The organism is Corynebacterium sp. TUM25020, from assembly GCF_056388495.1.
In genome coordinates this window covers 17,247-40,663 of the sequence record NZ_JBWJFG010000001.1, presented here as the reverse complement: position 1 = coordinate 40,663, position 23,417 = coordinate 17,247, and the positions used below count along the sequence as shown (strand labels likewise).

The window sequence follows — 23,417 nt, the reverse complement described above, 5'->3', positions numbered from 1 at the left end:
ACACATCCATGAGGTTAGCCAACCCTCACTTCGGTTGTCAATATTTAAACAACAAAAATATTGATTAAATAGTTGACCTGCTCTTATGTGGCACGAAATCAACTCACCCTCCCCCTTGGGGGGAAAGATTCCCACATGCGAGGATTTCGTCGGTGTACCTTCGCCCGACATCGAGGGGTTTTCTTGTACTTCTCGAACAAGAAGATGCTATTCTCATAAGCAACGCAGAGATGCACGTCACAATGCGGGCTTGCTATCGAGCTGCAACACAATAACTCTCTATAGCCGACGCTGATGTTTAAGAATCTGGCCGAACGCATGACGAGTGCACAAGAGACATACAGAGACGTACAGAGTCTCAACGTCTCAACCGGTTCAGTATTCAAGCAACCAACGTCTTGGTTTTGAAAGGAACCCATGAAGAACTTCCTGCCACGCAACATTTTCGAAGAAGAGCACAACATGTTCCGCGAGGCCTGCGCGGACTTCGTGAAGGCCGAGATCGCCCCGAACGTCGACCGCTGGCACGAGCAGGGCTACTGCGACCGTGAGATGTACCAGAAGGCCGGCCAGCAGGGCCTGCTGGGCATGATGGCTCCGGAGGAGTTCGGCGGCGGTGGAATGGAGAACGACTACCGCTTCAACGCTGTACTGACCGAGGAGCTGGCCAAGGCTGACTCCGGCTCCGTCATCGTGGGCATCCAGACCATCAACGACCTGGTCATCCCCTACCTGCAGCGCTTTGGTAACGACGAGCAGAAGGAGCGCTTCCTGAAGCCGCTCTGTGCTGGTGAGAAGATCGCTGCTCTGGCTATGACCGAGCCGGGCGCAGGTGCTGACCTGGCTGGCATCCGTACCTTCGCAAAGAAGGACGAGAACGGCGACTACATCGTCAACGGCGCCAAGACCTTCATCTCCAACGGTGTCCAGGCTGACTTCACCCTGCTGGTCGTTGTGACCAACCCGGAGAAGGGTCGCGCCGGCGTTTCCATGCTGATCGTCGAGGACGGCATGGAGGGCTACACCAAGACCGGTCCGCTGAAGAAGGTCGGCCTGAAGTCCCAGGACACCGCTGAGCTGTCCTTCGAGGACACCCGCGTTCCGAAGGAGAACCTGCTGGGCGAAGAGGGCGCTGCATTCGGCTACCTGCGCACCAACCTGGCTCAGGAGCGCCTGTCCATCGCCGTCGGCTCCATCGCTACCTCCCGCCGCGCATTCGATCTGGTGTACAAGCACTCTCAGGATCGCAAGACCTTCGGTCAGCGCCTGATCGACCACCAGGCATACCGCTGGGAGCTGGCCAAGATGGCTACCAACATTCAGACCTCCCAGTCCTTCGTTGATGCCTGCATCATGGAGAAGGTCAACGGCACCCTGGACGAGGTCACCGGTGCAATGGCCAAGTACCAGACCACTGAGCTGCAGATTGAGGTCGTCAACGAGGCACTGCAGCTGCACGGCGGTTACGGCTTCATGCTGGAGTACCCGATCTCCACGCACTACCTGGACTCCCGCGTACAGCCGATCTACGGCGGCCCGAACGAGATCATGATCGAGATCATCTCTCGCCGCCTGGCCAAGGGCGAGAAGTAGGGCTCTAAAAGTAGGGCTCTAGCCCTACTCCCCCTTAAACTGCGGTGGTCGCTTTCCTACGAAAGCAGCCACCGCTTCGCTATGGTCAGCGGTGTTAAACAGACGCAACTGCGCGTCGGCCTCAGCCGCCGCTGCCTCACTGATAGCCGCGGCATTCTTAACCAGCGCCTTCATCTCCTTATAGGCCGCCGTCGGCCCATTGGCGAAAGATACCGCCAACTTCTCTGCCGTGGCCTCTAGCTCTTCTGGCTTCACCAGGTTCTCGACCAGTCCTAGCCCATAAGCCTCGTCAGCGGGAACTTTTCGATCCAGAAGCAGCAACTGCAGGGCTTTCGCCCTCCCTACACAATCCACCAGTGTCTTCGACAGTCCGGAGTCCGCGGCTAGTCCCACACCAGTGAACGCACCTTTAAACGACGCAGCCGTTGACATCACGCGGAAGTCGCAGGCCATCACAAACCCCCAACCAACTCCTGCCGCTGGTCCCTGTAGCACGGCAATGGTCGGCACGGTGATGCCGGTGAGCTGCTCGACCATCGGGTTGTACTCCTCCACCACTTTTTCCATCCCCGTGCGGTTTTGCGTATCCTGCAGCTGTTCCTGCAGATCCTGTCCGGAACAAAATGCCTTACCGTTGGCGCGCAGAACCACAGCGCGCACGGCGGAGCCGAGTTGTTCCGAATCCTTTCGCGCCTCCCGGAATGCATCGATCAGCGCAAGCCGCAGCGCCTTATCCAGCGAGTTGTATGCCTCCGGGCGGTTGATGGTGATGTAGCGTACGGCTCCAACTGTGGAGACCTGCACGATGTCGCCCGCCGTCGTCGACGCAGCGGCAGTGCTTGGAGAGTTAGCGGTGTTCGCAGTGTTAACAGAGTTAGCAGAGTTTGGAGTGTCCTGAGTCATAGAACAAACTCTAGGCCATCTGCCCGTCAGCTTGGCTCGCAAGGAAGCTCAGGAAACGGAGGGCCGGCTCGGAGAGGCGGTTCTTCGAGCTCCACACCACTCGCAGCGGCCGGTCGAACTTGACTCCGGCCACCGGAACCTCCACGTACTGCCCAGTAGCTAGTTGCGACGCTACGGCTCTTCGCGCGATCACCCCTGGCGCCCCGATCGCACCGATTGCCGTACGTTGAGCCCCCAGGGAACCAAATTCCCCCGCCGGTGGAGCGAGCTCGCCCAACACTGCCTCCACCACTTCCCTGGTGCCGCTTCCCGGTTCGCGTAGCACCAAAGGCGTGGACTTCAACTCGTTTTTCGTCACTATTTTTTCTCTTGACGCCGTTTTCCCCGGCTTAGTGTCCGAATGACCATGATCGTTGGCCTGCGCCCAGGGGTGTTCTGCAGGTGCGACAACCACCAGTTCATCGTGCCCCAGCACCCGCTGGTGCAGTTCGTGTGAGACCCAGTTTCCCTCTACTACCGCCAGTTCCGCCTGGCCCTGGACAACCTGGCGCTGCGCCTCTTGGCTATTGAGTTGCCGCATATGCAGATGAGTCTGTGGGCTGGTGCGCAAATACTTCGCTGCCCAACGTGGGTAATCCAATTCCGCCACGGTGTTCGAGGCCACGAGTTTAACCTCTTCGACAACGCCTTCTCCCAGTGCTTCTTCAAGGCCACGAGCGCATTCGTCGAGCGCTTCTTCTAGGCTCTCCAGTACGCGGACGACCTGGCGGCCTACCTCCGTGGTGGAACTCCCTGCGGCTCCGCGCCAGAAGATGCGCGCATCTAGGTGTTTTTCCAACTTGGCAATGCGCATACTGACAGTCTGTTGCGAGACGTTCAGATGCTCTGCGGCCCGGTTCATGCCTCCATACCGAGCGACAGCGAGGACGGAATCTACTGTGAGGGCGTCAGGAACAAAGCCACGTTGAGCAGGGAAAGAATCCCCTTCGTTATCAAGATTCCTTTGGGGGTACATGCATTCATTGTAACCCTGTCCAGCACATACACTCTCCCGCTACTGCCGAGCACTGCCTAGCCTCGAGAATATGAGTACGAAGCACAGCAAGCCCGACCTACCGCCCCTAGGCCCCGGTTGGGCCGGAGCGGTGATGGGGCTGGGCATCACGGCGTCACTCATTGACATTCACCTGAGCTCAACGCTGGGGCACCTCCCTGCCGAGCTAATGCTTGGCGTGGCGACACTCCTCGCTTTGGCTCTCACCGTGGGGTTCCTTAGACATCGCAACCCGGGTTTCCACTCGAGCGCCATGCCGGCATGGGGAATGGCTTCCATGGGCATCCTCGCCTTGGGAAGTGCCTACTCCCTCATCTTCAGCAGCTGGTCAGTTCACACCTTCTGCTGGGCCGTCGGGACCGTCCTTGGCGCGATCACGTGCGTGAAGTTCTTCCGCTATCTCTTTGTTAGCCGCCCAGCTCCCGCCTTTACCTGGGGGCTGCCCCTAGTAGCGCCTATGGTTGCCGCTACTGCCTCGGCTCAGCTGGCACCCCATGTGGGTGAGTGGGGCTCAACTGTGCACGGAATCGGGGTCGCATGCTTTGCCCTGGCCTGGGTGACGGCAGTACCGACATTTGCCTTCGTCTACGCGCGCACCTTCCCGATCATCCCCGCCCAGTTCGCCACCACCGCGTGGATTCCGCTGGGACTCGTCGGCCAGTCCACCGTGGCCGCACAGTTGCTTGCGGGTGACCAGTGGCACTTCCGTGCCACGGTCTACGGCTTAGTAATACTGAGCGTTGGCATTCCCCTCGCCGGCTACGCCATAGTCAAGCACTGGGGAACAGCCCTGGGCAGTGCCCCCATGCCTTATAACCCCACCTGGTGGGCCAGCACTTTCCCCGTGGGTACGTGCTGTCTTGGAACCCATACCCTGGCCGAGAAATCCATAAATTCCACGCTTCTGGTGTGGGATCTGGGATGGATGGACACCCTCAGCGCCGCCCTACTGGCTTTACTTCTGCTCCACGTCGTTTGGGCAGCACTCGGGGCTCACAAACTATCGCGGCGACCGGACATCGTAATTGCCGGCTAGCACGAAAGCATTGCGTGGGAGATGGCCTAGTCGCGGATAATCTCCGCGCCTGCGTCTTCCAGCTCCTGAATAGCGGACTTGCCGCCCTGCTCAGTCACCGCCGAGCACAGTTGCTCGATGACGCACACGTGGAACCCAGCATTCAAAGCATCCAGCGCCGTGGCACGGACACAGAAGTCGGTGGCGATGCCCACGATCGTCACGTTCTCGACCTCGTGGGAGTTTAGCCACTGCTGAAGTGTTTGTTCCTCACCCGCAAGATGGCCCTCGAAGCCGGAATAAGCGGCGGTGTATTCGCCCTTGTGGAACCAGACGTCCACCAGTTCAGGGTCCAGCTCGGCACAGACCTGCGCGCCGTGGGTGTCGGCTACACAGTGAACCGGCCAAGTGTCCTTGTAATCCGGCTCCTCCCCCTCTGGCGCAAAGTGGCCTTCGGGCTTGATGTGCCAATCCTTTGTGCCGACGATGAGCGGGCGGGCGGCAGCCGGGGAGCCGACGCCGGCTTCCGATTCCTCCCCCTCGGCGTGCGCCAGGCCGCCCAGCCAGGTGTTGATCCCGCGCGCCACTTCTAGGCCACGGTCAGTTCCCAGGGAACCATCGACGAAGTCGTTTTGGACGTCAACGACGATGATTGCATCCTTCGCCTGCGTGCTGCCCATAGTGCTAAACCCCTACTCTTAAAGCCGCTGGGCTACTTAGACCAGCTTCCAGTCTTCCAGCCCATCATAGAGCGGAAAATCCTCGGCGATCTTGTCCACACGGGCACGCAAAGCCGCAACGTCCGCGTTACCGGCCAGAGCGGTACCGATGACATCGGCAACCTCGGTGAAGGCCTCCGTATCGAGCCCACGGGACGCCAGGGCGGAGGTACCGATGCGCAGGCCGGAGGTGACCATCGGCGGACGTGGATCGAAAGGCACAGCGTTGCGGTTAACGGTGATGCCAACCTCGTGCAGCAGATCCTCACCCTGCTGGCCATCCAGCTGAGAGTTGCGCAGATCCACCAGCACCAGGTGCACGTCAGTGCCACCCGTGAGAACCTGCACTCCAGCGTCCTTCGTATCCTGTGCGTTCAGACGCTCAGCCAGGATCTTTGCGCCTTCCAGAGTGCGCTTCTGGCGGTCACGGAACTCATCGGTTTGCGCAACCTTCATGGCCACAGCCTTCGCAGCAACAGCGTGCATCAGCGGGCCACCCTGCTGGCCCGGGAAGACAGAAGAGTTCAGCTTCTTGGCGTACTCCTGCTTAGCCAAGATCATGCCGGAACGTGGGCCACCCAGCGTCTTGTGCACCGTGGTGGAAACCACGTCGGCGTGCGGAACCGGCGACGGGTGCAGGTCTGCCGCTACCAGACCAGCGAAGTGCGCCATGTCCACCCACAGCTTCGCACCGACCTCTTCCGCGATGGACTTGAACGCTGCGAAATCCTGGTGGCGTGGGTATGCGGACCAGCCGGCGATCAGTACCTGTGGCTTCTCAGCGAGAGCCTGCTCGCGGATCTTGTCCATATCCAGACGGAAGGTCTCCGGGTCGACCTCGTAGGCGGCAACCTCGTAGAGCTTGCCCGAGAAGTTCAGGTGCATGCCGTGCGTCAGGTGACCGCCATGTGCCAGGGACAGACCCATGATCTTGTCACCCGGATTAGCCAGCGACATCAGCACAGCGGCATTGGCCTGTGCACCGGCGTGCGGCTGCACATTGGCAAATTCCGCGCCAAAGACCTGCTTAGCGCGCTCTCGAGCCAGATCCTCGATGATATCCACGTGCTCGCAACCGCCGTAGTAGCGGCGCCCCGGGTAGCCCTCGGCGTACTTGTTAGTCAGAACCGAACCCTGTGCCTGCAATACGGCACGCGGAACAAAGTTCTCCGAGGCGATCATCTCCAGCGTGGTGCGCTGACGTCGCAGCTCACCCGCGATAGCCTCCGCAACCTGCGGATCCAGCTCCGCCAGAGGAGTGTTGTGCTGTAAGGAGTTCTGTGTGGACGAATTCTGCGGAGAAGTCACGTCGACGAGGGCCTTCCATTTGTGGATGAAAATGTGGACGAAATGAAATAAGGCGAAAGATAGAACTTTTGCTTATCTGCCCCACCATCATAGCGAGTGGTTAGGGCACCACCCCAGGCAACCCAGCTCACCGGCTCGAACTCTCCAATACTTCCTTTCCCCCTTTCAATTTCACCTTGCCCCTTTTTCGGGGCACAATGGGGCTATGAATTCCCCCAGCCCTTACATTGAGCTGGACCGTACTCAGTGGCGCACGCTTAGAAAATCGATGCCCCAGGTCCTCACCGAAGATGAACTGGAACAACTCCGCGGCATCGGTGACGAAATTGACCTGGAAGAGGTCTCCGAGGTCTATCTGCCACTTTCGCGCCTCATTTTCCTGCGCGTTGAGGCACACCGTCGGCTGAACGCCGCCACCGAAACCTTCCTGGGCGAGCCTTTGCCACCAATCCCCTACATCATTGGTGTGTGTGGTTCCGTAGCCGTCGGCAAATCCACCACTGCCCGCGTGCTGCAGGTTCTACTGCAACGCTGGGAAACAAACCCGCGGGTGGATCTCGTTACCACCGACGGCTTCCTGCTGCCCACCGCCGAGCTGGAACGTCGCAGACTCATGCACCGAAAGGGCTTCCCGGAATCCTATGACCAGGCCGAATTGCTGAGCTTTGTCACCAAGGTGAAATCCGGCACCCAGAAGGTCGAGGCGCCCGTGTACTCACACGAGGCCTACGACAGAATCCCCGACGAAGCGATCACGGTCGATCGCCCGGATATTCTTATCGTCGAGGGATTGAATGTCTTGCAGACTGGCCCCACCCTTATGGTGTCCGACCTCTTTGACTTCTCCGTCTACGTCGACGCCCGGCGTGAGGACATCGAAGACTGGTATATCGACCGCTTCCTACGCCTCAAGAACACCGCATTTAAGGATCCGGAGGCTCACTTCCACCACTTCGCCGACCTCAGCGATGAAGAAGCCACCCTTGTCGCCCGCGAGATCTGGCAGACCGTGAACCTTCCCAACCTGATGGAGAACATTCTGCCCACCCGTGTGCGCGCCTCCTTGGTTCTTCGCAAGGGACCCGATCACCTAGTGCAAAAGGTGCGCATGCGGAAAATCTAGGCTCCAGAAATCCTCTACAGCCCAAAGCGACGATGCCGCTGCGAGTAATCACGCAACGCACGTAGGAAATCTACGCGCCTAAAGGCCGGCCAATACGTATCCGTAAACCAAATCTCGGAGTAAGCCGACTGCCACAAGAGGAACCCCGACAATCGCTGCTCCCCTGACGTCCGAATCACCAGATCCGGATCCGGCTGACCAGAGGTATACATGTGGTTGCCCAACGCCTCCGCCGTAATGGCCTCTGCCATATCCTCCGGCGCGGTTCCCTGCTCAGCCAGTTCAGCCACCAGGGTCTGCACAGCGTCCACGATCTCCTGGCGGCCTCCATAACCCACCGCCACGTTCACACGCACACCTGTGTGATCCTTCGTCTTGGCCTGGTTTTCCTCTAAACGAACGCGCAGCTGCTCCGGCAAAAGTTCAAGGTGGCCAACGGTCCTTAGCTGGAATCCGGCGTCGGAATCCGCCAGTTCTTCCGCAACATCGCCGATGATGCTGCACAACAGCGAGAGCTCCTCCGCAGAGCGCTTCAAATTCTCGGTGCTGAGCAAGTAGACGGTTACGGTCTCAATTCCCAGCTCATCGCACCAGCCGCACATCTCCGCGATCTTCTTCGCCCCCACGCGGTGACCATGCGAAACATCCGTGAACCCATTCTCACGCGCCCAGCGCCGATTGCCATCGGCCATGATGGCAACGTGCTTCGGCATAGGCTTTTCACGCAGCGAACGCGCTAAGCTCGCCTCATATGCCGGGTAGAGCAGTTGGGGGATACGATTCACAATCTTGATCTTACTGCTTCGGCGGTTCTTCGCGGTCTGCCTTCTCGGCTTTCTCAGCGTTTTCGACGCCCTTAGCTCGCGCCCGTTCAGCATCAATAGCAGCCGGCCCCGTGAGTGTGCCGGAGGAGGGCAAGAAACGATCGTCGGTCTGTGGCACCTCGGTGCGGGCGAACATGGATCGCTTGCTAGCAGTCTCGTCAAAGCCCTCAGCCTTCATCGCTGCTTCCAGCTTCTCCGTGTCGAAGAGGCTAATACCACGTGCCTCAGCAAAGGCCTGACGGCGCTCAAGGCGACGGATGCGCTTGTTCATAGCGAAGCCAATGAGCAACACGACCAGAAGCAAAATGAGGATTACGAACAGGCCGATGGGTGCAGCCTTGCCAAACTCCGCACCCTTTGGGCCAGTGCGCTCTGCCTGGGCCAAGATCCACGTGGCAGTGCTGGCGGTGTTCATCGCTGGAAACTCCTTAAGTCCTCTTTGGCCATCAACTGTAGTTTGTCGGCTGCGTGTGGGAAAACCTGAGCAGCTAGAACTAGTTCAGCGGGCGGCGTCGATACTAGTCCAAGCCTGCGAACAGATCCGTCTCCGGGATCTCGCTGTGCACGCGCGACTGCGCCAGCTCGAACTCCTCGGTGGGCCAGATCTTCTGCTGCAGCTCTGTATCTGCCAAGAAGAACGCTCCCTTCGGATCGATCTGGGTACGGTGAGCTCGAAGAGCATCGTCGCGACGCTCAAACCAATCGGCAACATTTACACGAGTCGTCACCCGGGACAGAATATCCGGCAGTTGCTTCCACAACTGCAAGTGCTGGACGACATTCTCGGGCAGCTGCACGCCCTGTTCATACAGTGCGGTTGCTAGATCCTCGAAGCGTTCGCGAATAAAGCCGTGGGTGTAGTAGAGCTTTTTAGGCTCCCAAGGTTCCCCCAGCTCCGGGTGGAAATCTGGATCACCGGCAGCCTCCCAAGCGCGCATGGATACCGCGTGTACCTTGATGTGATCCGGGTGCGGGTATCCCCCGTGCTCGTCGTACGTGATGATCACGTGCGGGCGGAACTCGCGGATCACTCGCACGACATCCTTCGTGACTTCCTCCGTATCCTGCAGCGCAAAGCACCCCTCCGGCAGAGGTGGCTTCGGATCCCCCTCCGGCAGGCCGGAATCCTCATAGCCCAGCCATTCGTGCTCTACTCCCAGAATGCTTGCGGCTTGGGCCATCTCCTCACGGCGCACCTCGATCATCTCGCCGATGCCCTGTTCTGCCACGGACTGCATCTCCGGGTTCAGAATGTCCCCCCGCTCGCCGCCGGTGCAGGTCAGCACCTTCACCCGGTGGCCTTCGTCGACATAACGTGCCATGGTCGCCGCACCCTTGCTGGACTCATCGTCCGGGTGCGCATGGATAGCCAGCAGACGGTATCGCGAATCGGCGGCGGAAGATGTCGTATTACTCACGATTTCACAATCTACTATTCATCCCTCCCCTACCCAATAAAATCGCCGCCTGGAGTGGGCTGGGGATGAAGGCGTCATAAAGAAAGGGGTGGGCTAGACTAGAGACATCATGAACGCGGCGAAGAACAGCATCCAAGAAGAGCGTTACGGCGAAACACGCAACCAGAAATTCTCCGGGAAAATCGTTGTGGTGATCCTGGCGGTCATGCTGGCCGCGGCGCTGACCTACGCGGTGAATCAATACTTGCGCACGTCGGATGCGGACGTAACGGCCCAGGAATCCGGTGGCGAGATCGTTTCGGATGAGCGCATGACAATGAGCATCGACGTGACTCGCAAGGATCCCCAGAAGGCTGCCTATTGCATCGTCACAGCTCTGGATTATGACAAAAACGAAGTCGGGCGCCGTGAGTTCGTCATCCCCGCCGGTGGCGAGAGCGTGCAGCGATTCAAGGTTGACATTCCGACCCGCGAACGAGGCTACGCGGCCACTGCCTATGGTTGCTCCAGCACGCTTGCCCCTCACCTAAATCCGCAAAACTAGCGCCTACCTTGGCAGTCTGTCTCCGGCTCCTACGCTAAATGCTAGACTTTGCACGCCTATTGATTAATCTATTGACGCCCACGTGGGAGACCGCGTGAACCTTCAACGAAGACGGGAGAACCCAATGGCCGAGAACCAGACTCGCTGGCTGACTCAGGAATCTTACGACCGACTGAACGCGGAGCTGACGGCTCTGAAGGAGAACCGTCCGGTGCTGGCCGCTGAGATTAACGAGCGCCGTGAAGAAGGCGACTTGAAGGAGAACGGTGGCTACCACGCGGCTCGCGAGCAGCAGGGGCAGGAGGAAGCACGCATCACCTACCTGGAGGAGCTGCTGGATAGCGCCACTATCGGTGAGGCTCCGCAGGAGTCCGGCGTGGCACTGGTTGGTTCCGTGATCCACGTCTACTACGACGGTGACGAGGACGATAAGGAGACCTTCCTGATCGGCACCCGTGGCCTGGAGTCCTCCAACCCTGATTTGGAGACTTACTCCACCGATGCACCGCTGGGCGCGGCCATTGTCGGCGCTAAGGTCGGCGAGACCCGCGAGTACCAGACCCCCGCCGGGGATACCGTCTCTGTGACGATCGTTTCCGCTGAGCCTTACGACCCCGACCTGGACGTTCCCCGCGAGGAGCAGTAATTTCCGCCTGGCGATGGTTGCTGGCTGTGGTGCGGCAATAACATTTGCTGCGGCTGGCGATGTTTTTGTAAACCAGGAATGAAAAGGGCGCCTGCGGGCGCCCTTTTTCTTGTTCCAGGGGACGATCTGGGGTCTCCTAGCCTCTGGAAAGGGTCTGCCCCGTCCTCCCAAGCCGGTTTTTGCTGCGAAATGTCGCTAGATCGGGAATCTGTTATTGATATCAATTCCCATTCCGACGAACCCACAGGTCAGAGAGATGCTCAAAATTCGCACCAGACGAAAACTTTTTCACTTTCCCGATCTAGCGACATTCCCCACCGACCACACCCCTTGCAAATGCCACAGCCACCGGCTGATGAGCAATTCCAGCGGAAGCAACAGCCCGCAAGCAAGCCAGCAGAAAGCCGCAGCCACAGTCCACAAGCAGGTCAGCGGAAGCAGCAGTCGGCACAGGACAGCAAAAGGGAGCCCCCGGGAAAATCCGGAGGCTCCCTAGACAACTAACGCTCGGCGCCCCGTTGTCGGTACCTCATTGCCGGCGCCCCATTATGCAAGGCGCCTGAACCTCAAGGCACTAGCACTAACCTTTCCTGCTAGTCCCTTAAGTAAGAGAGCAGGCGCAGGATCTCGGTGTAGAGCCAGACCAGGGTCACAGCCAGACCCATTGCCACGCCCCAAGCCATCTTGGATGGAACACCAGCGCGTACCATGCGATCAGCCTGGTCAAAGTCCAGCAGGAAGCTCATCGCTGCAATACCAATGCAGACCAGGGAGAAGACAATGGCGATCGGGCCACCGTCGCGCAGAATACCTGCAGATCCCGTGACCAGCGCAAACACCAGGTTGCCCAGCGCCAAAACCAGCACGCCGATCATTGCCCCTACCATGAAACGAGTGAACTTCGGCGTTACGCGAATAGCGCCCGTCTTATAAACAAACAGCATGCCGATGAACACGCCAATGGTGCCCAATACCGCCTGGGCGATCAACATGCCGGCGTCAGAATCACCGACCGCAGCACCGGAAAGCAAGAAGGTAAAGCCACCGACGAACAAGCCCTCAAAAGCCGCGTAGGTCAGAGTAACGGGAGCAGAATCGTACTTCTTGCCGAAAGCCGAAATCAGAACAGCAATCAGGCCACCGATCATGCCAACGAAAGTGAGCATCATTGCCAGGTCCGGGCTGCTGAGTCCAATGATGAAGTTCACCACTGCAAGTGCGACGATCACTGCCAGGGTGATGCCGGTTTTGGTGACAACATCGTCGACAGTCATCGGACGGTCGGCAGTCCCGGCCTGACCGTAGTTGGCAGCATCCTGCATGCCATAGCCCATAGCTGCGGTCTGTACGCCACTGTGGGCGGAGGTTGCGTAGGGGTTCATCCCCTGCTGCGGGCCGTAACCGCCCTGGTTTCCTTGCTGAGCAAAGGGGTGCCGGCCTTGGTTCTTGGCCAGCGACCCCATGAACGGGTTCGAGCTTTTCATTCCTTACTCTCCATTTTCTGCTGGTCATTGTGGAAGTTGGAAGCCACCAATCAACCGACCAGTGCACTTCCACCCTTTCGCGTACATCCTACCAACGTCTAAGCCTCCTCAAATGTTCCCAACACACATCAATTTACAACCTTTGTTTGCTTAAAAAACTTTTAGAACGAACACACTTCCCCAGCCTTTTAGGTAGTCTCCCAAACATGAAACGAACCAATTACAAGCGTCTTTCCGTAGCCGCTCTTCCTGCTGATCTAGAAGTAGAGCTGCGTAACCTCACCACCAATGCCCGCCTGCATAACCTCGATAATGATTACGACGGCAAGCGTCTCGACATCGAAGCCCCTTTCCTGGGTGAGACCATCGGCTGGGTCGCCAGCGGCTCTGCCGAAGATGTCACCGAAGCTTTCCGTTTCGCCCGCCGTGCCCAGCAGTCGTGGGTTCATGTCCCCTTTGCAGAGCGTAAGCGCATCTTCCGCCGCTTCCATGATCTTGTGCTGAAGAACTCAGACCTCCTCTGTGACATGGTGCAGCTGGAAACTGGCAAGAACCGCGCTAGCTCGTTCGACGAGGTCATGGACGTTGCCAACAACGCCCGCTACTACGCCAACAACGTCGAGAAGTTCATGAAGCCCCGCAAGCGTGCTTCCGCGATGTCGATCATGGCGAAGTCGATTGAGTACCGTCACCCCCTCGGCGTCGTCGGCCAAATTAGCCCGTGGAATTACCCGCTCTCCCTGGGCATCGGCGACGCGATTCCCGCACTTATCGCCGGCAACGCCGTAGTTGCCAAGCCCGACTCCGCTACACCGTTCACCGCGCTTTTGATCTTTAAGCTGCTTTTCGACGCCGGGCTGCCGCGCGACCTGGTGCAGTTGGTTACTGGCTCAGGCCGTGTGGTTGGTAGTGCTATCGCAGACCAGTGCGACTTTTTGATGTTCACCGGCTCCACCGCGACGGGCAAGATCCTGGGCGAGCAGGTGGGTCGACGTCTGGTCGGCTACTCTGCCGAGCTGGGTGGCAAGAACCCGCTGATCATCGCCAACGACGCGGACATCAGCTACGCAGCGCGCGGCGCGGTGGATGCTTGTTTCTCCAACTCCGGACAGCTCTGCGTTTCCATCGAACGCATTTATGTGGAGCGGGCGTCCTACGAAGATTTCGTCGGCGCCTTTACTTCGCGCGTGCAGGCGATGAGCATTGGATCCGGGTTTGAATGGGAGACCCAGATGGGATCCCTGGCTTCCGCTGACCAGCTGTCGACCGTCGAGAAGTATGTTGAGGATGCCCGGGCAAAGGGCGCCAACATTGTGTGCGGTGGCCGCAAGCGTCCGGACTTGGGGCCATACTTCTACGAGCCGACCGTCCTGACGGACGTACCGGAGGATGCGCTGCTGCGCACCGAAGAAGTGTTCGGCCCTGTGGTGTACATCGAGCCGGTGGAAGACCTGTACGACGCAATTGAACAAGCCAATGACACGGATTATGGCCTGAATGCTTCTGTTTTCGCGGCTGATGAGACCGCCTGGCAGATCGGCCCGAAGATTGAGTCCGGCTCTGTTGCACTCAATGATGGCTACACCTCCAGCTGGGCGGCCATTGATAACCCAATGGGTGGCATGAAGGAATCTGGTATGTCCCACCGCCACGGTGCGGAAGGGCTGCAGAAGTACACGGCAACGCAGAACGTCACCTCACAGCGTTTCATGTACTTCCGTGGCCCAGAATCCATGAGCCGCAAGACCTTCTCCACGGTCATGCTGAACCTGCTGAAGACGGGCAAGACCTTCCGTCTACTGCCGTAGCTAGCCCCTATTGCCCACGGGTGGTCGCCACAACCTCGGCGGCTACCCGTTTTGCGTATACGCCCACGCCCGTGATGGTGGCAGAACCTGGTCCCACCCAATCGCCATAGCCCACGAGGAATAGTCCGGGAGGTTGGGGCGAGGGGGCGTCACCAGCAAAGGAAAGCAACCCGCGGAAAGGGCCGAGGGCCGGGCGGAAGCCGGTACACCAGATAAGGTGATCGGCGGAAACGTCGTCGAGGTTGTCGAACATCGGTGTGGCGCGTAGTAGGCCTGCGTCGCGCGTACGGCGGACGGCGGGGAGCATAACGATATCCCCCAAGGATGAATCCGCACCAGGGTCGGTGTGGCCAGCGGAAATGGCATGATAGCGCTCGCGGTTGCGACGAAAGAGCTCGGCACCGTCGATATCATCGGGCATCCAGCGGGGTGCATGGCGGACGTACCAGGTGACGTTACCCCGGCCTCCTTGTTCGCCGTCGAACTCAAGTAGATCGGCCGCAATCTGCGCACCGGAATTAGCCGCACCAACGACGGCTACGGAAGTGCCGGCGAAGCGCTCCGGACCAGGATAAGTGGCCGTGTGCCACTGTGTGCCCTTGAAAGTGCCCGGATAGTAGGGCACGAACGGAGCCGACCACGTGCCCGTTGCCGCCACCACTGTCCGTGCACGCCATGTCCGCGCTGTCCCGCCGTAGTGGCCGTGCAGGTGAAATAGGCCGGTTAGCTCATCGAAGTTCACGCGCTCGATGTGGGCTGGGCGGATCACGGGCAAGTTGTAGCGCTGCTCGTATTCGCGCAGGTAGGAAACCACATGGTCGGGTGGCGGGAAACCTTCATATCCCGGCATTGGCATGCCAGGCAGGTTCGAGAAAGTTGTGGCGGAAAAAAGCCTCATCGCCGGCCACATGTGCTGCCAGGCACCGCCTGGCTGGGGTTGCTCGTCGAACACTGCGAAATCTACAGTTCGGCGGCCGCGGCGCTCCTCCCGGCGAAGATAAAACGCAGTAGCCAGAGCCGCTTGTCCACCGCCGACAATGGCGCAGTCTAGAACGTGAGTATCCATGCGTGGTTAGCGCCCGTTAGCAGGGCGAATCGTCAGCGACTCAACCATCGCATCTTCAGTCGCATCAACGGCCAGGCGCACGGCTTTGGCCACGGATTCGGGGCGCATGAACTGCGTTTCGTCGTAGTCTCCCTCGGCGACACCGCGGTGGGCTTGAATCTCACGCTGCATGTCGGAATCGACCTTGCCGGGGTGAATAGAGCTCACACGGATTTTGCCTCGCTGTTCCTCTCGCAGAGCATCGGTGTAGGCGCGCAGCGCGAATTTCGTCGTGGCATATGGGCCAAACCCGGCGCTGGATCGATAGCCCGCACCAGAGTTGATCGTCACCACAATGCCGTGAGCAGTGTGCAGCGCGCCAAGCAGGCGCCGGGTGAGTTCCGCAACAGCGAAAAGATTAATGTCGAAAGCATGTTTCCACTGCTGAGGCGTGGTTTCTGTTACTGGGTCATGGGCCACTACACCGGCGGAATGCAGCAATACGTCAAGGCTATCTAGCCCCAGGTCGGCCACCGCGGCGCCGATGGCATCAGTATCGCCAAGATCCGCCACAAATCCCTGCGCGCTAGGAAATTGCTGTGCGACCTCATGTGCCTTGTCTGAGCTACCGCCGATAATCAGGTGGTGATCGTCCTGCAGCTGGTGTGCAATCGCGAGACCAATGCCTCGGGTTCCGCCGGTAATAAGTGCAATCTTGCGATCCATGTTTCGCTTCGTCCTTCCTTTGTCCACAGGCGATTTCCTATGCATTTGTTTTCTCCATGCATTTACTGTCTGTACTAGTCCTACCCTTGCCCGCCGACAACCGACCTCAACCATGCTGTCGCGTGAGGGATGTGCTGCGCGATCTTCAGCGCGGAGGTCGGCGCCAGACCATAGGGTGTAAGGGCAGATATATATGACGCCGCAGCGTGCACCGCGACACCGACCGCAGCTGTATCGACCACATAATCCGCCTCGTGCGTCTCAAACTCGGCTTGCCCTGCCTCGGCATATCCACCGTCGCGGGCGCGTCTGCCGGCATCGCGTGCAATCAGCGCACCGAGGATTCCGGCCAGCACATCGCCGGATCCAGGGGTGGCCGCCCATGACGACGCAGTATCCACAACCAAGGCTCGCTGTGGGTTGGCGATGATGGTGAAGCGTCCCTTCAGTAACACTGTGCAGTTCAGTTCTCGGGCCAGACGTTCAGTAGAGGTGATCCGGTCTGGCGATTCCAAAGGCAAACCAGCTGCCTTTGCTAACCGGTCGAATTCACCGTCATGCGGGGTGAGCAAGACAGGGGCGTTGCGGGCACGAAGAACGTCCAGCACATCCGGGTTCTTCGCCAAGACGGTGATCGCGTCGGCGTCAAGAACCAAAGGCTGCACCATATCGAGGACCGCGAGGAGCTCCTGGCGAGCGTCGCGGTCCGTGCCTCGACCCGAACCGACCATGCGTGCTTGCACCTGTCCAGCGTCGCGGACAGTAGGGTGCACGATCACTTCTGGGGTGGTGGCCAGGACGTATTCGGGGTGCTCGCCGATGTAGCGCACCATCGAACTGGTGGTGTTAACCGCCGCGAGGGTGGCCAACACACCCGCGCCCAAATAGTCTTTACTACCTGCGCAGATTCCGACGACTCCGCCTGAGTACTTGTCATCTGTGGCACCTGGTTCGCCAGGTAGAGTGCCGGGCAATGGCTGCGGGGTGCAGGCCATTTGCTGGAGAGGCTGATTGTGGTGAGCAAGTAGTTCGACCGGTGTGTGCCACAAAGCAGTAGTGCCTTCCAACTTGGCCAGCTCAGCAGAGAGCAGGGAGCCATCGTCCAGACCAATATCCTCGCAGAGCACCGTTCCGCATGCAGCGCTGAGACCATGGGCTCGGCGTAGCCCGCCAAAAGTGATGGTCACGTCGGCGCGGACGTGCTTGCCGGGTGCTTTACCCGTGTCAGCGACCACGCCACTTGGAATGTCGATGGCCAATACCTTGGCTGCACGGAGAACCTCGTCGACCTCATCAGGGATTTCGCCCCGCCCACCAAGGCCAAACATTCCGTCGACGATTACACCGTAGCGGCAGGATTCTGCCGACGGTTCATTCGTCGTCGTAGCCTTGTCCTCGCCCAGCGCCACGAAGCTTCCGCCTGCTGCTGTGAAGGTCTGGGAGGCGCGTTCGTGAACATTATCTGTTCCCGCTATGGCGTATGCCTCCACCCTTTTCCCCTGCATGGCAAGCACCGCACCGGCGTATAGTGCGTCGCCTCCGTTGCCTCCGGGACCAACCAGCAAAAGCACGGGATCCTCCTGCGTCGCCAGCATGTTCTGAGTCACGGTGGCTACGGCGTGCGCGGCGGACTGCATCAGCTCGTCTGCTCGCTGCTGGCGAGCGAATAGAGCAGTCTCGGCGGAACGGATGTCCTCGACGGAATAAAGAGTGCGCATGCTGCCCATGATAGGGACGTCCACGCCTCGCCACCCGGACTTATCCTGACCTACCCCTCTGCGCCCGCATCAACTCATAGGCTTCCAGCGCTGCGGCGCGGGATTCCTTTAGGTCTCTTTTGACCCGAGCGCCATTCGCTACCTCCTGGAGTGGTGCCTTGATCTTCAGGAGTAATTCTAAGCTTCCAAAAGACCATTCCCCTCCAGGACTAATCCTGCTTAAACTCGCGGGCAATCAGCAGCTTCATGATTTCGTTGGTGCCGCCGTAGATCCGCTGCACGCGGGCGTCCGTGTACATCCGCGAGATTGGGTATTCCCGCATAAATCCATAGCCACCGAAAAGCTGCAGGCAACGGTCCGCCACAGAACTCTGCAGATCCGAGGCCAGGTATTTGGCTGCAGAGGCCTGGGCTGTCGTCAGCTTGCCCTCGATGTGCAGAGCCGTACAGTGATCAGTCAGGGTCTTCGCCGCCAGCGTCTCACTCGCGCACTCGGCCAGCACGAACTGAGTATTTTGGAATCCGAGAATTGGTCGGCCAAACGCTTCGCGCTCATTGACGTATTTGATGGTTTGGCGCACTGCCCCTTCACATGCCGACGCCCCTGCAATTGCGAGAATCAAGCGCTCCTGAGGCAGCTGCTGCATCAGTTGGATGAAGCCTTTGCCCTCGATGCCGCCGAGCAGATTATCCTTCGGCACGCGCATATCAGTAAAGAAAAGTTCTCGGGTGTCCTGGCCTCGCTGGCCGATCTTGTCCAACACCCGTCCCCGCTCGAAGCCTTCAAGATCCTTTGTCTCTGCGACTATAAGAGACAACCCCTTGCCACCTGGCTGGTCGTTGGTTCGGGCAACAATCACCACAACATCGCAGTGAGTGCCATTAGTGATAAAGGTCTTGGAACCATTAATTACCCATTCATCACCATCGAGCTCCGCCTTGGTCTTAATGCTCTGCAGATCCGAGCCCGTGCCCGGCTCTGTCATGGCAATAGCGCCGACGAGCTCACCACTAGCCATCCCCGGTAGCCACCGCTTACGCTGCTCCTCAGTACCAAGCTGGTATATGTAATGAGCCACAATCACGGAGTGCACACCGTTGTGCCAGGCGGAATCCCCGGCAAGCCCCAGCTCCTGTTGGATGACGGCTTCGTGTGCGAAGGTGCCGCCTCCGCCACCATATTCTTCGGGAATGGACGCACACAGCAGTCCAGCGTCGCCTGCCTTATTCCAGAACTCACGCTCTACCTGATGGTTTTCTTCCCACTTCAGCTCGTTGGGGGTCACCTCACGAGCGATAAACTCGCGGGCATGCAGGCGTAGGGCGTCAGTTTCTTCAGTTTCCCAAGTGGCGCGGTAGTTATCCAGAATCATGGCCAAGGCTCCCTCGTTGGTAGAGAAGCGCCGACATGTTATTTTGCCGACAAATACTTTCGGGGAGTAACGCTACAGCAGACTGCCTACCAGCTTCCTCGGTTTTTGAAAATGGGCAGGAAAAGCGCAACAAAAAGTCCCCCCAGTCGGACTCGAACCGACACTGAACGGATTTTAAGTCCGCTGCCTCTGCCAATTGGGCTATAGGGGGCGTGCCATGACCTCAGCCAGCATCCCGTCTAATATATCCTTCTCGCTGATCGTGATCTCACTAAGCCCCCAATCTAGGAACCGGCTTGTGAAGGCATCCACCACAATTGAACCACCACCGATGACGTCCGCACGCCCCGGGTGCATAGGCCCGTACTCGCAACGCTGCTGGGGCGTCAATCCCAGCAACGTACGTGCTGTTGCGCGAAAGTCCTCTAGCGGCAAGGTGGCCATGTGAATGCGCTCGGGCTCATACTCCGAAAGCCCCAGAGTAAGAGCGGTGAGGGTCGTCATCGTACCCGCCACCCCGACAACCTGATCGACTGCGCGCAGATCCACATGCGAGCGAACCTGCTCCATCAACTCCTCGACGAAGGAACGGGCATCGTCGATCTGCTGCTGCGTTGGCGGTTGATCGTGCAGGAAGCGTTCCGTCAACCGCACACAGCCCATGTTCGCTGAGAAAGCCTGCGGCTCGCGGCCTGGGCCATGAACAACGAACTCCGTAGATCCGCCACCTAGATCAATTACGCACACGGTGCGCTCTGCAGCACCCGGCAGGTCGGTGACGGCTCCCCGGAAACTGAGCTCAGCCTCTTGTTCGCCAGAAATAACCTTTGCCACCGCGCCTTCGCGCACGCGCCCCAAATGGCGGCGGGTGATGTCGAAGAATTCTTCACGGTTCGCCGCGTCGCGGGTAGCGGAGGTCGCGCCCATCATCACGTCGACCACCCCGTAGTCGACCATCCGGTCGGCATAGATTTGCAGTGCATCATCCACGCGCTGCAGCGCCTCGTCTGCAAAACGCCCGGTGGCATCTACCCCCTGCCCCAAGCGAACGATGATGTTATCCCTGTTCAGCTCGTTAATCTGACCATCTGGAGTCCGCTCGCTGATCAGCAAACGGATGGAGTTTGTGCCGCAGTCAATGGCGGCAAAGCGGGGATTGGAAACCTCATTGTGGGGAGCACTCATAGTTCCCCAGGCTACCCCAGTGCGCTAGATCCCCTTTTAGGGCTATTTCTCAACGCTCGCGGTCTGCATTGACGTACCCAGAGCGGCGGAGGTCGGCCAGTCCTTAGGCAGCGCCGTACCTTCAAGCTTTGGGTTATTTTCGATTGCCAGCGCCACAGCTTCGGTTCCTAGGCGTACCCGATCCGGCCCTTCTGCCAGCGCATAGGCGATAAGGACGTGCAGGCACTTCACGCGATCTGGCATTCCCCCGCCAGAGAAGTCGGTACCCAGGTCTTCCATTTTGTTGCGTTCAGCCAGGTAGTGCTCGTGTGCTGCTCGGTAGTCCGCAGCTAGATCCTCGTCCTCGCTCAATCGGGCTTGCATTGACTTCATGACGCCCGTCACCTCTAGGCGCGAGGCTTCCGCGGTCAGGCGCGGGTCAGTCAGGTAGTAGAGAGTGGGGAAAGGCGTACCATCAGGCAACTTGGGCTGCGTTTTCACCACTGCGGGCACACCGTCAGGCGTGTAGTAGCTGACCTCCACCACACCACGTAGCGGACGGCCAAGCTGCTGGCGCATTACCTCAAGGTCTTCGTCGGTCGGTGGGCCGGGCTGGCGGGCATTGGTCATCTTTAGACTTTCTGGTTTTTTTGGTGGGCGTTTTACTTGTGGACGTTTTGTTTGACGTTTTGTTTAAAGGAAACTTGCGAGTACTAGTTAGCTGGCGCGGGTGCTTGTTCCTGCGCCGGAGCCGGGGCGCCTTCAGAGGCTTGCTCGGGCGCCGGCGCGTCCGTCTTTTCCTCCGGCACTGTCGGCAGCTTGTGATCCTCATTCTCCGGGTCGTTCTGTTCCTCCAAGATTTCCTCCGGAGTAGAGATGGAGTCCCACAACTGCTGGTACCAATCGCGGTTCCCCTCGTCACCGTTCTTCTCGTCTTCCACTTCGGTGCCCAGCTTGTCAGCCTGGATCTTCGGGGAAATGATGCGGAATGCCGACTCTCCCGGTTCAATCAGTCCCAGGCGGGTGCGAGCCTGCTCCTTGATGTAATCCTCATCGCGGTAGCGATTGAGCTCGCTGGTCAATTCGGCTTTTTCCTTCTCCTGCCCCGCAATCTTCGTGTTGAGCTGCGCCAGCTCAGCGCGTTGTTCAAAATAGTTACGCAGCGGATTCGTAATCGAAACCGCCAGGAAGATCAGCAAAAGCAGCGACACGAGCCACGTCGCGGGGCTCATGTTCTTCGGCACCTCCACAAAGGATCGGGCCATGCGCTTCGGCGCGGTCTGTGCGCGCTGCCGTCGCTTTTCTCGTCTCTCGATCGACCGTGCGCGAGGCAGGCGGGCGGACGCGGGGCGGTCTTTTTCCTGCCCGTTGTTTTCGGACGCCACGTCTGCGCGCGGCTTCTCCTCCGGCTCCTTTGCCGGTTCGCCCTTGGTCGATTTGCTCATGGTCTACAGAGTCTAGCGAAGCGAAGCTGAAATGCGAGTAGCCCACGGCCACCTACGCGGGTGGCCGTGGGCTACTGATCTGTTATGCGTTTACTTCTTGAAGCGCGGGAAGGCAGAGCGGCCTGCGTATACGGCAGCGTCGCCCAGGATCTCCTCGATGCGCAGCAGTCGGTTGTACTTTGCAACGCGCTCGGAACGAGCCGGAGCACCGGTCTTGATCTGGCCGCAGTTCAGAGCGACAGCCAAGTCGGCAATGGTGGTGTCCTCGGTCTCACCGGAGCGGTGGGACATCATGGTGCGGTAGCCGTTGCGGTGAGCCAGCTCGACGGCCTCGAAGGTTTCGGTCAGAGTGCCGATCTGGTTAACCTTCACCAACAGGGCGTTGGCGGCCTTCTCCTCGATGCCCTTGGCCAGGCGCTGCGGGTTGGTGACAAAGAAGTCATCGCCAACGATCTGCACCTTGTCACCGATCTTGGCGGTCAGGGCAGTGTAGCCCTCCCAGTCGTCCTCCTGCAGTGGATCCTCGATGGAGACGATCGGGTAGGACTCGATGAGCTCCTCGTAAACCTTAGCCATCTCCTCGGCGGTGTGCTCGCCGCCCTCGAAGTGGTACTTGCCGTCCTTGTAGAACTCGGAGGAAGCGACGTCCAGAGCCAGTGCCACGTCCTCGCCGACCTTAAAGCCAGCCTTTTCGATTGCCTCGACAATCAGGTCCAGGGCAGCCTTAGTGGAATCGACGGAAGGGGCGAAGCCGCCCTCGTCACCCAGGCCGGTGGACAGCCCCTTTTCCTTAATAACCTTCTTCAGGGTGTGGTAAACCTCTGCGCCGGCACGCAGTGCCTCGGAGAAGCTCTCGGCACCGATCGGGGCGATCATGAACTCCTGGACATCAACGCCGGAGTCTGCGTGTGCACCGCCGTTGAGGATGTTCATCATCGGCACCGGCAGAACGTGAGCGTTCGGGCCACCGACGTAGCGGAACAGTGGCAGATCGGCGGTCTCTGCAGCTGCGTGAGCCACAGCCATGGATACACCCAGGATCGCATTGGCGCCCAGCTTGGACTTGTTCTCGGTGCCGTCCAGATCCTTCATCAGCTGGTCAACGACGCGCTGGTCGTCAGCCTCAACGCCCATCAGCTCTTCGTCGATCTCGTCGATAACGTTCTTGACGGCGTTCAAAACACCCTTGCCCTGGTAGCGGTCGCCACCATCGCGCAGCTCGTGTGCCTCGTGCACACCGGTGGAGGCGCCGGAAGGTACGGCCGCACGGCCGAAGGAACCGTCGTCCAGTACTACGTCAACCTCTACGGTCGGGTTACCGCGGGAATCCATGATTTCACGGGCATCAATGTTGAGGATCAGGGCCATGTGTCTGCCTCCTTGGCATGTGGCATCGAGTGCCAACTGTTGATTATCTGTTCTCGGTTAACAGCTAAAAAGGTCTCCACCGTGGCCTAGGCATTCATCTGATCGGCACCTAGTGCAACGGTCTACTCCCATTGTGACA

22 protein-coding genes and 1 tRNA gene are annotated in these 23,417 nt (G+C 59.2%); 6 read left to right on the top strand and 17 right to left on the bottom strand.

Features of this window, described 5'->3' with window-relative positions; genetic code table 11:
* Positions 1–417: 417 nt before the first annotated feature.
* Positions 418–1,593 carry an acyl-CoA dehydrogenase family protein gene (locus AC05K6_RS00190; protein ID WP_293791030.1) on the top strand — a complete coding sequence of 392 codons (1,176 nt, stop codon included), beginning with the start codon at positions 418–420 and terminating at the stop codon, positions 1,591–1,593.
* A 24-nt stretch (positions 1,594–1,617) separates the two neighbouring features.
* On the opposite strand, the gene AC05K6_RS00185 is transcribed toward AC05K6_RS00190, so the two are convergent.
* Positions 1,618–2,496 (bottom strand): enoyl-CoA hydratase/isomerase family protein, encoded by an 879-nt coding sequence (locus AC05K6_RS00185; protein ID WP_476727424.1) that lies wholly within the window; start codon positions 2,494–2,496, stop codon positions 1,618–1,620.
* 10 nt (positions 2,497–2,506) lie between these two features.
* Entirely contained in the window at positions 2,507–3,511 is a 1,005-nt protein-coding gene (locus AC05K6_RS00180) for a LysR family transcriptional regulator (protein WP_476727423.1), read from the bottom strand.
* A gap of 70 nt (positions 3,512–3,581) precedes the next feature.
* Here AC05K6_RS00180 and AC05K6_RS00175 point away from each other — a divergent pair, with 70 nt between their 5' ends.
* Positions 3,582–4,586, top strand: coding sequence for an SLAC1 family transporter (locus AC05K6_RS00175; protein WP_476727422.1), 1,005 nt, complete (start codon positions 3,582–3,584; stop codon positions 4,584–4,586).
* 26 nt (positions 4,587–4,612) lie between these two features.
* Here the strand turns inward: AC05K6_RS00175 and AC05K6_RS00170 are convergent, their stop codons facing one another.
* Positions 4,613–5,245: an isochorismatase family protein gene (locus tag AC05K6_RS00170; RefSeq protein ID WP_476727421.1), complete on the bottom strand. Its 633-nt coding sequence runs from the start codon at positions 5,243–5,245 to the stop codon at positions 4,613–4,615.
* A gap of 36 nt (positions 5,246–5,281) precedes the next feature.
* Entirely contained in the window at positions 5,282–6,592 is a 1,311-nt protein-coding gene (gene glyA, locus AC05K6_RS00165) for a serine hydroxymethyltransferase (protein ID WP_476727420.1), read from the bottom strand.
* Between the two features lie 205 nt (positions 6,593–6,797).
* Here glyA and coaA point away from each other — a divergent pair, with 205 nt between their 5' ends.
* Complete coding sequence (coaA, locus tag AC05K6_RS00160) at positions 6,798–7,715, top strand: type I pantothenate kinase (RefSeq protein ID WP_476727419.1); 918 nt, start codon at positions 6,798–6,800, stop codon at positions 7,713–7,715.
* A gap of 14 nt (positions 7,716–7,729) precedes the next feature.
* Here coaA and AC05K6_RS00155 read toward each other — a convergent pair whose 3' ends face one another.
* The 3 genes from AC05K6_RS00155 to mca all read right to left on the bottom strand — a co-directional run bounded on the left by AC05K6_RS00155 (position 7,730) and on the right by mca (position 9,957).
* Positions 7,730–8,500 carry an isoprenyl transferase gene (locus AC05K6_RS00155; protein ID WP_473964236.1) on the bottom strand — a complete coding sequence of 257 codons (771 nt, stop codon included), beginning with the start codon at positions 8,498–8,500 and terminating at the stop codon, positions 7,730–7,732.
* 10 nt (positions 8,501–8,510) lie between these two features.
* A complete protein-coding gene (locus AC05K6_RS00150; protein WP_293791022.1) occupies positions 8,511–8,954 on the bottom strand; it encodes a hypothetical protein in 444 nt (147 codons plus the stop codon).
* 103 nt (positions 8,955–9,057) lie between these two features.
* On the bottom strand, positions 9,058–9,957 hold the full coding sequence (gene mca, locus AC05K6_RS00145; RefSeq protein ID WP_476727418.1) for a mycothiol conjugate amidase Mca: 900 nt from the start codon (positions 9,955–9,957) through the stop codon (positions 9,058–9,060).
* 109 nt (positions 9,958–10,066) lie between these two features.
* Between mca and AC05K6_RS00140 the strand changes: the two genes are divergently transcribed.
* Both AC05K6_RS00140 and greA read left to right on the top strand, forming a co-directional pair.
* On the top strand, positions 10,067–10,501 hold the full coding sequence (locus AC05K6_RS00140) for a DUF4307 domain-containing protein (RefSeq protein WP_293791020.1): 435 nt from the start codon (positions 10,067–10,069) through the stop codon (positions 10,499–10,501).
* Between the two features lie 124 nt (positions 10,502–10,625).
* Positions 10,626–11,147, top strand: coding sequence for a transcription elongation factor GreA (gene greA / locus AC05K6_RS00135; protein WP_476727417.1), 522 nt, complete (start codon positions 10,626–10,628; stop codon positions 11,145–11,147).
* 593 nt (positions 11,148–11,740) lie between these two features.
* Here greA and AC05K6_RS00130 read toward each other — a convergent pair.
* Entirely contained in the window at positions 11,741–12,631 is an 891-nt protein-coding gene (locus AC05K6_RS00130) for a Bax inhibitor-1/YccA family protein (RefSeq protein ID WP_476727416.1), read from the bottom strand.
* 206 nt (positions 12,632–12,837) lie between these two features.
* Here AC05K6_RS00130 and AC05K6_RS00125 point away from each other — a divergent pair, with 206 nt between their 5' ends.
* A complete protein-coding gene (locus tag AC05K6_RS00125; protein ID WP_448308144.1) occupies positions 12,838–14,439 on the top strand; it encodes a succinic semialdehyde dehydrogenase in 1,602 nt (533 codons plus the stop codon).
* Positions 14,440–14,446: 7 nt separating this feature from the next.
* Here the strand turns inward: AC05K6_RS00125 and AC05K6_RS00120 are convergent, their stop codons facing one another.
* The 9 genes from AC05K6_RS00120 to eno form a co-directional block, all read right to left on the bottom strand.
* Positions 14,447–15,505 (bottom strand): NAD(P)-binding domain-containing protein, encoded by a 1,059-nt coding sequence (locus tag AC05K6_RS00120; protein ID WP_476727415.1) that lies wholly within the window; start codon positions 15,503–15,505, stop codon positions 14,447–14,449.
* A 6-nt stretch (positions 15,506–15,511) separates the two neighbouring features.
* Positions 15,512–16,210, bottom strand: a complete 699-nt coding sequence (locus tag AC05K6_RS00115) for an SDR family oxidoreductase (protein ID WP_476727414.1) — start codon at positions 16,208–16,210, stop codon at positions 15,512–15,514.
* 80 nt (positions 16,211–16,290) lie between these two features.
* Positions 16,291–17,928 carry a bifunctional ADP-dependent NAD(P)H-hydrate dehydratase/NAD(P)H-hydrate epimerase gene (locus tag AC05K6_RS00110; RefSeq protein WP_448308142.1) on the bottom strand — a complete coding sequence of 546 codons (1,638 nt, stop codon included), beginning with the start codon at positions 17,926–17,928 and terminating at the stop codon, positions 16,291–16,293.
* Positions 17,929–18,137: 209 nt separating this feature from the next.
* The gene (locus AC05K6_RS00105; RefSeq protein ID WP_448308141.1) at positions 18,138–19,301 is read right to left on the bottom strand and encodes an acyl-CoA dehydrogenase family protein; all 1,164 of its coding nucleotides are present in this window, start codon (positions 19,299–19,301) and stop codon (positions 18,138–18,140) included.
* Between the two features lie 137 nt (positions 19,302–19,438).
* Positions 19,439–19,512: transfer RNA gene (locus AC05K6_RS00100), tRNA-Leu, on the bottom strand.
* On the bottom strand, positions 19,503–20,486 hold the full coding sequence (locus AC05K6_RS00095; protein ID WP_476727413.1) for a Ppx/GppA phosphatase family protein: 984 nt from the start codon (positions 20,484–20,486) through the stop codon (positions 19,503–19,505). Before AC05K6_RS00095 ends, AC05K6_RS00100 begins: the two co-directional genes overlap by 10 nt.
* 42 nt (positions 20,487–20,528) lie before the next feature.
* Positions 20,529–21,095, bottom strand: a complete 567-nt coding sequence (locus AC05K6_RS00090; RefSeq protein WP_476727412.1) for a DUF501 domain-containing protein — start codon at positions 21,093–21,095, stop codon at positions 20,529–20,531.
* An 83-nt stretch (positions 21,096–21,178) separates the two neighbouring features.
* Positions 21,179–21,910: an FtsB family cell division protein gene (locus tag AC05K6_RS00085; RefSeq protein WP_476727411.1), complete on the bottom strand. Its 732-nt coding sequence runs from the start codon at positions 21,908–21,910 to the stop codon at positions 21,179–21,181.
* A gap of 90 nt (positions 21,911–22,000) precedes the next feature.
* A complete protein-coding gene (gene eno, locus AC05K6_RS00080; protein WP_448308137.1) occupies positions 22,001–23,278 on the bottom strand; it encodes a phosphopyruvate hydratase in 1,278 nt (425 codons plus the stop codon).
* Between the last annotated feature and the right edge of the window lie 139 nt (positions 23,279–23,417).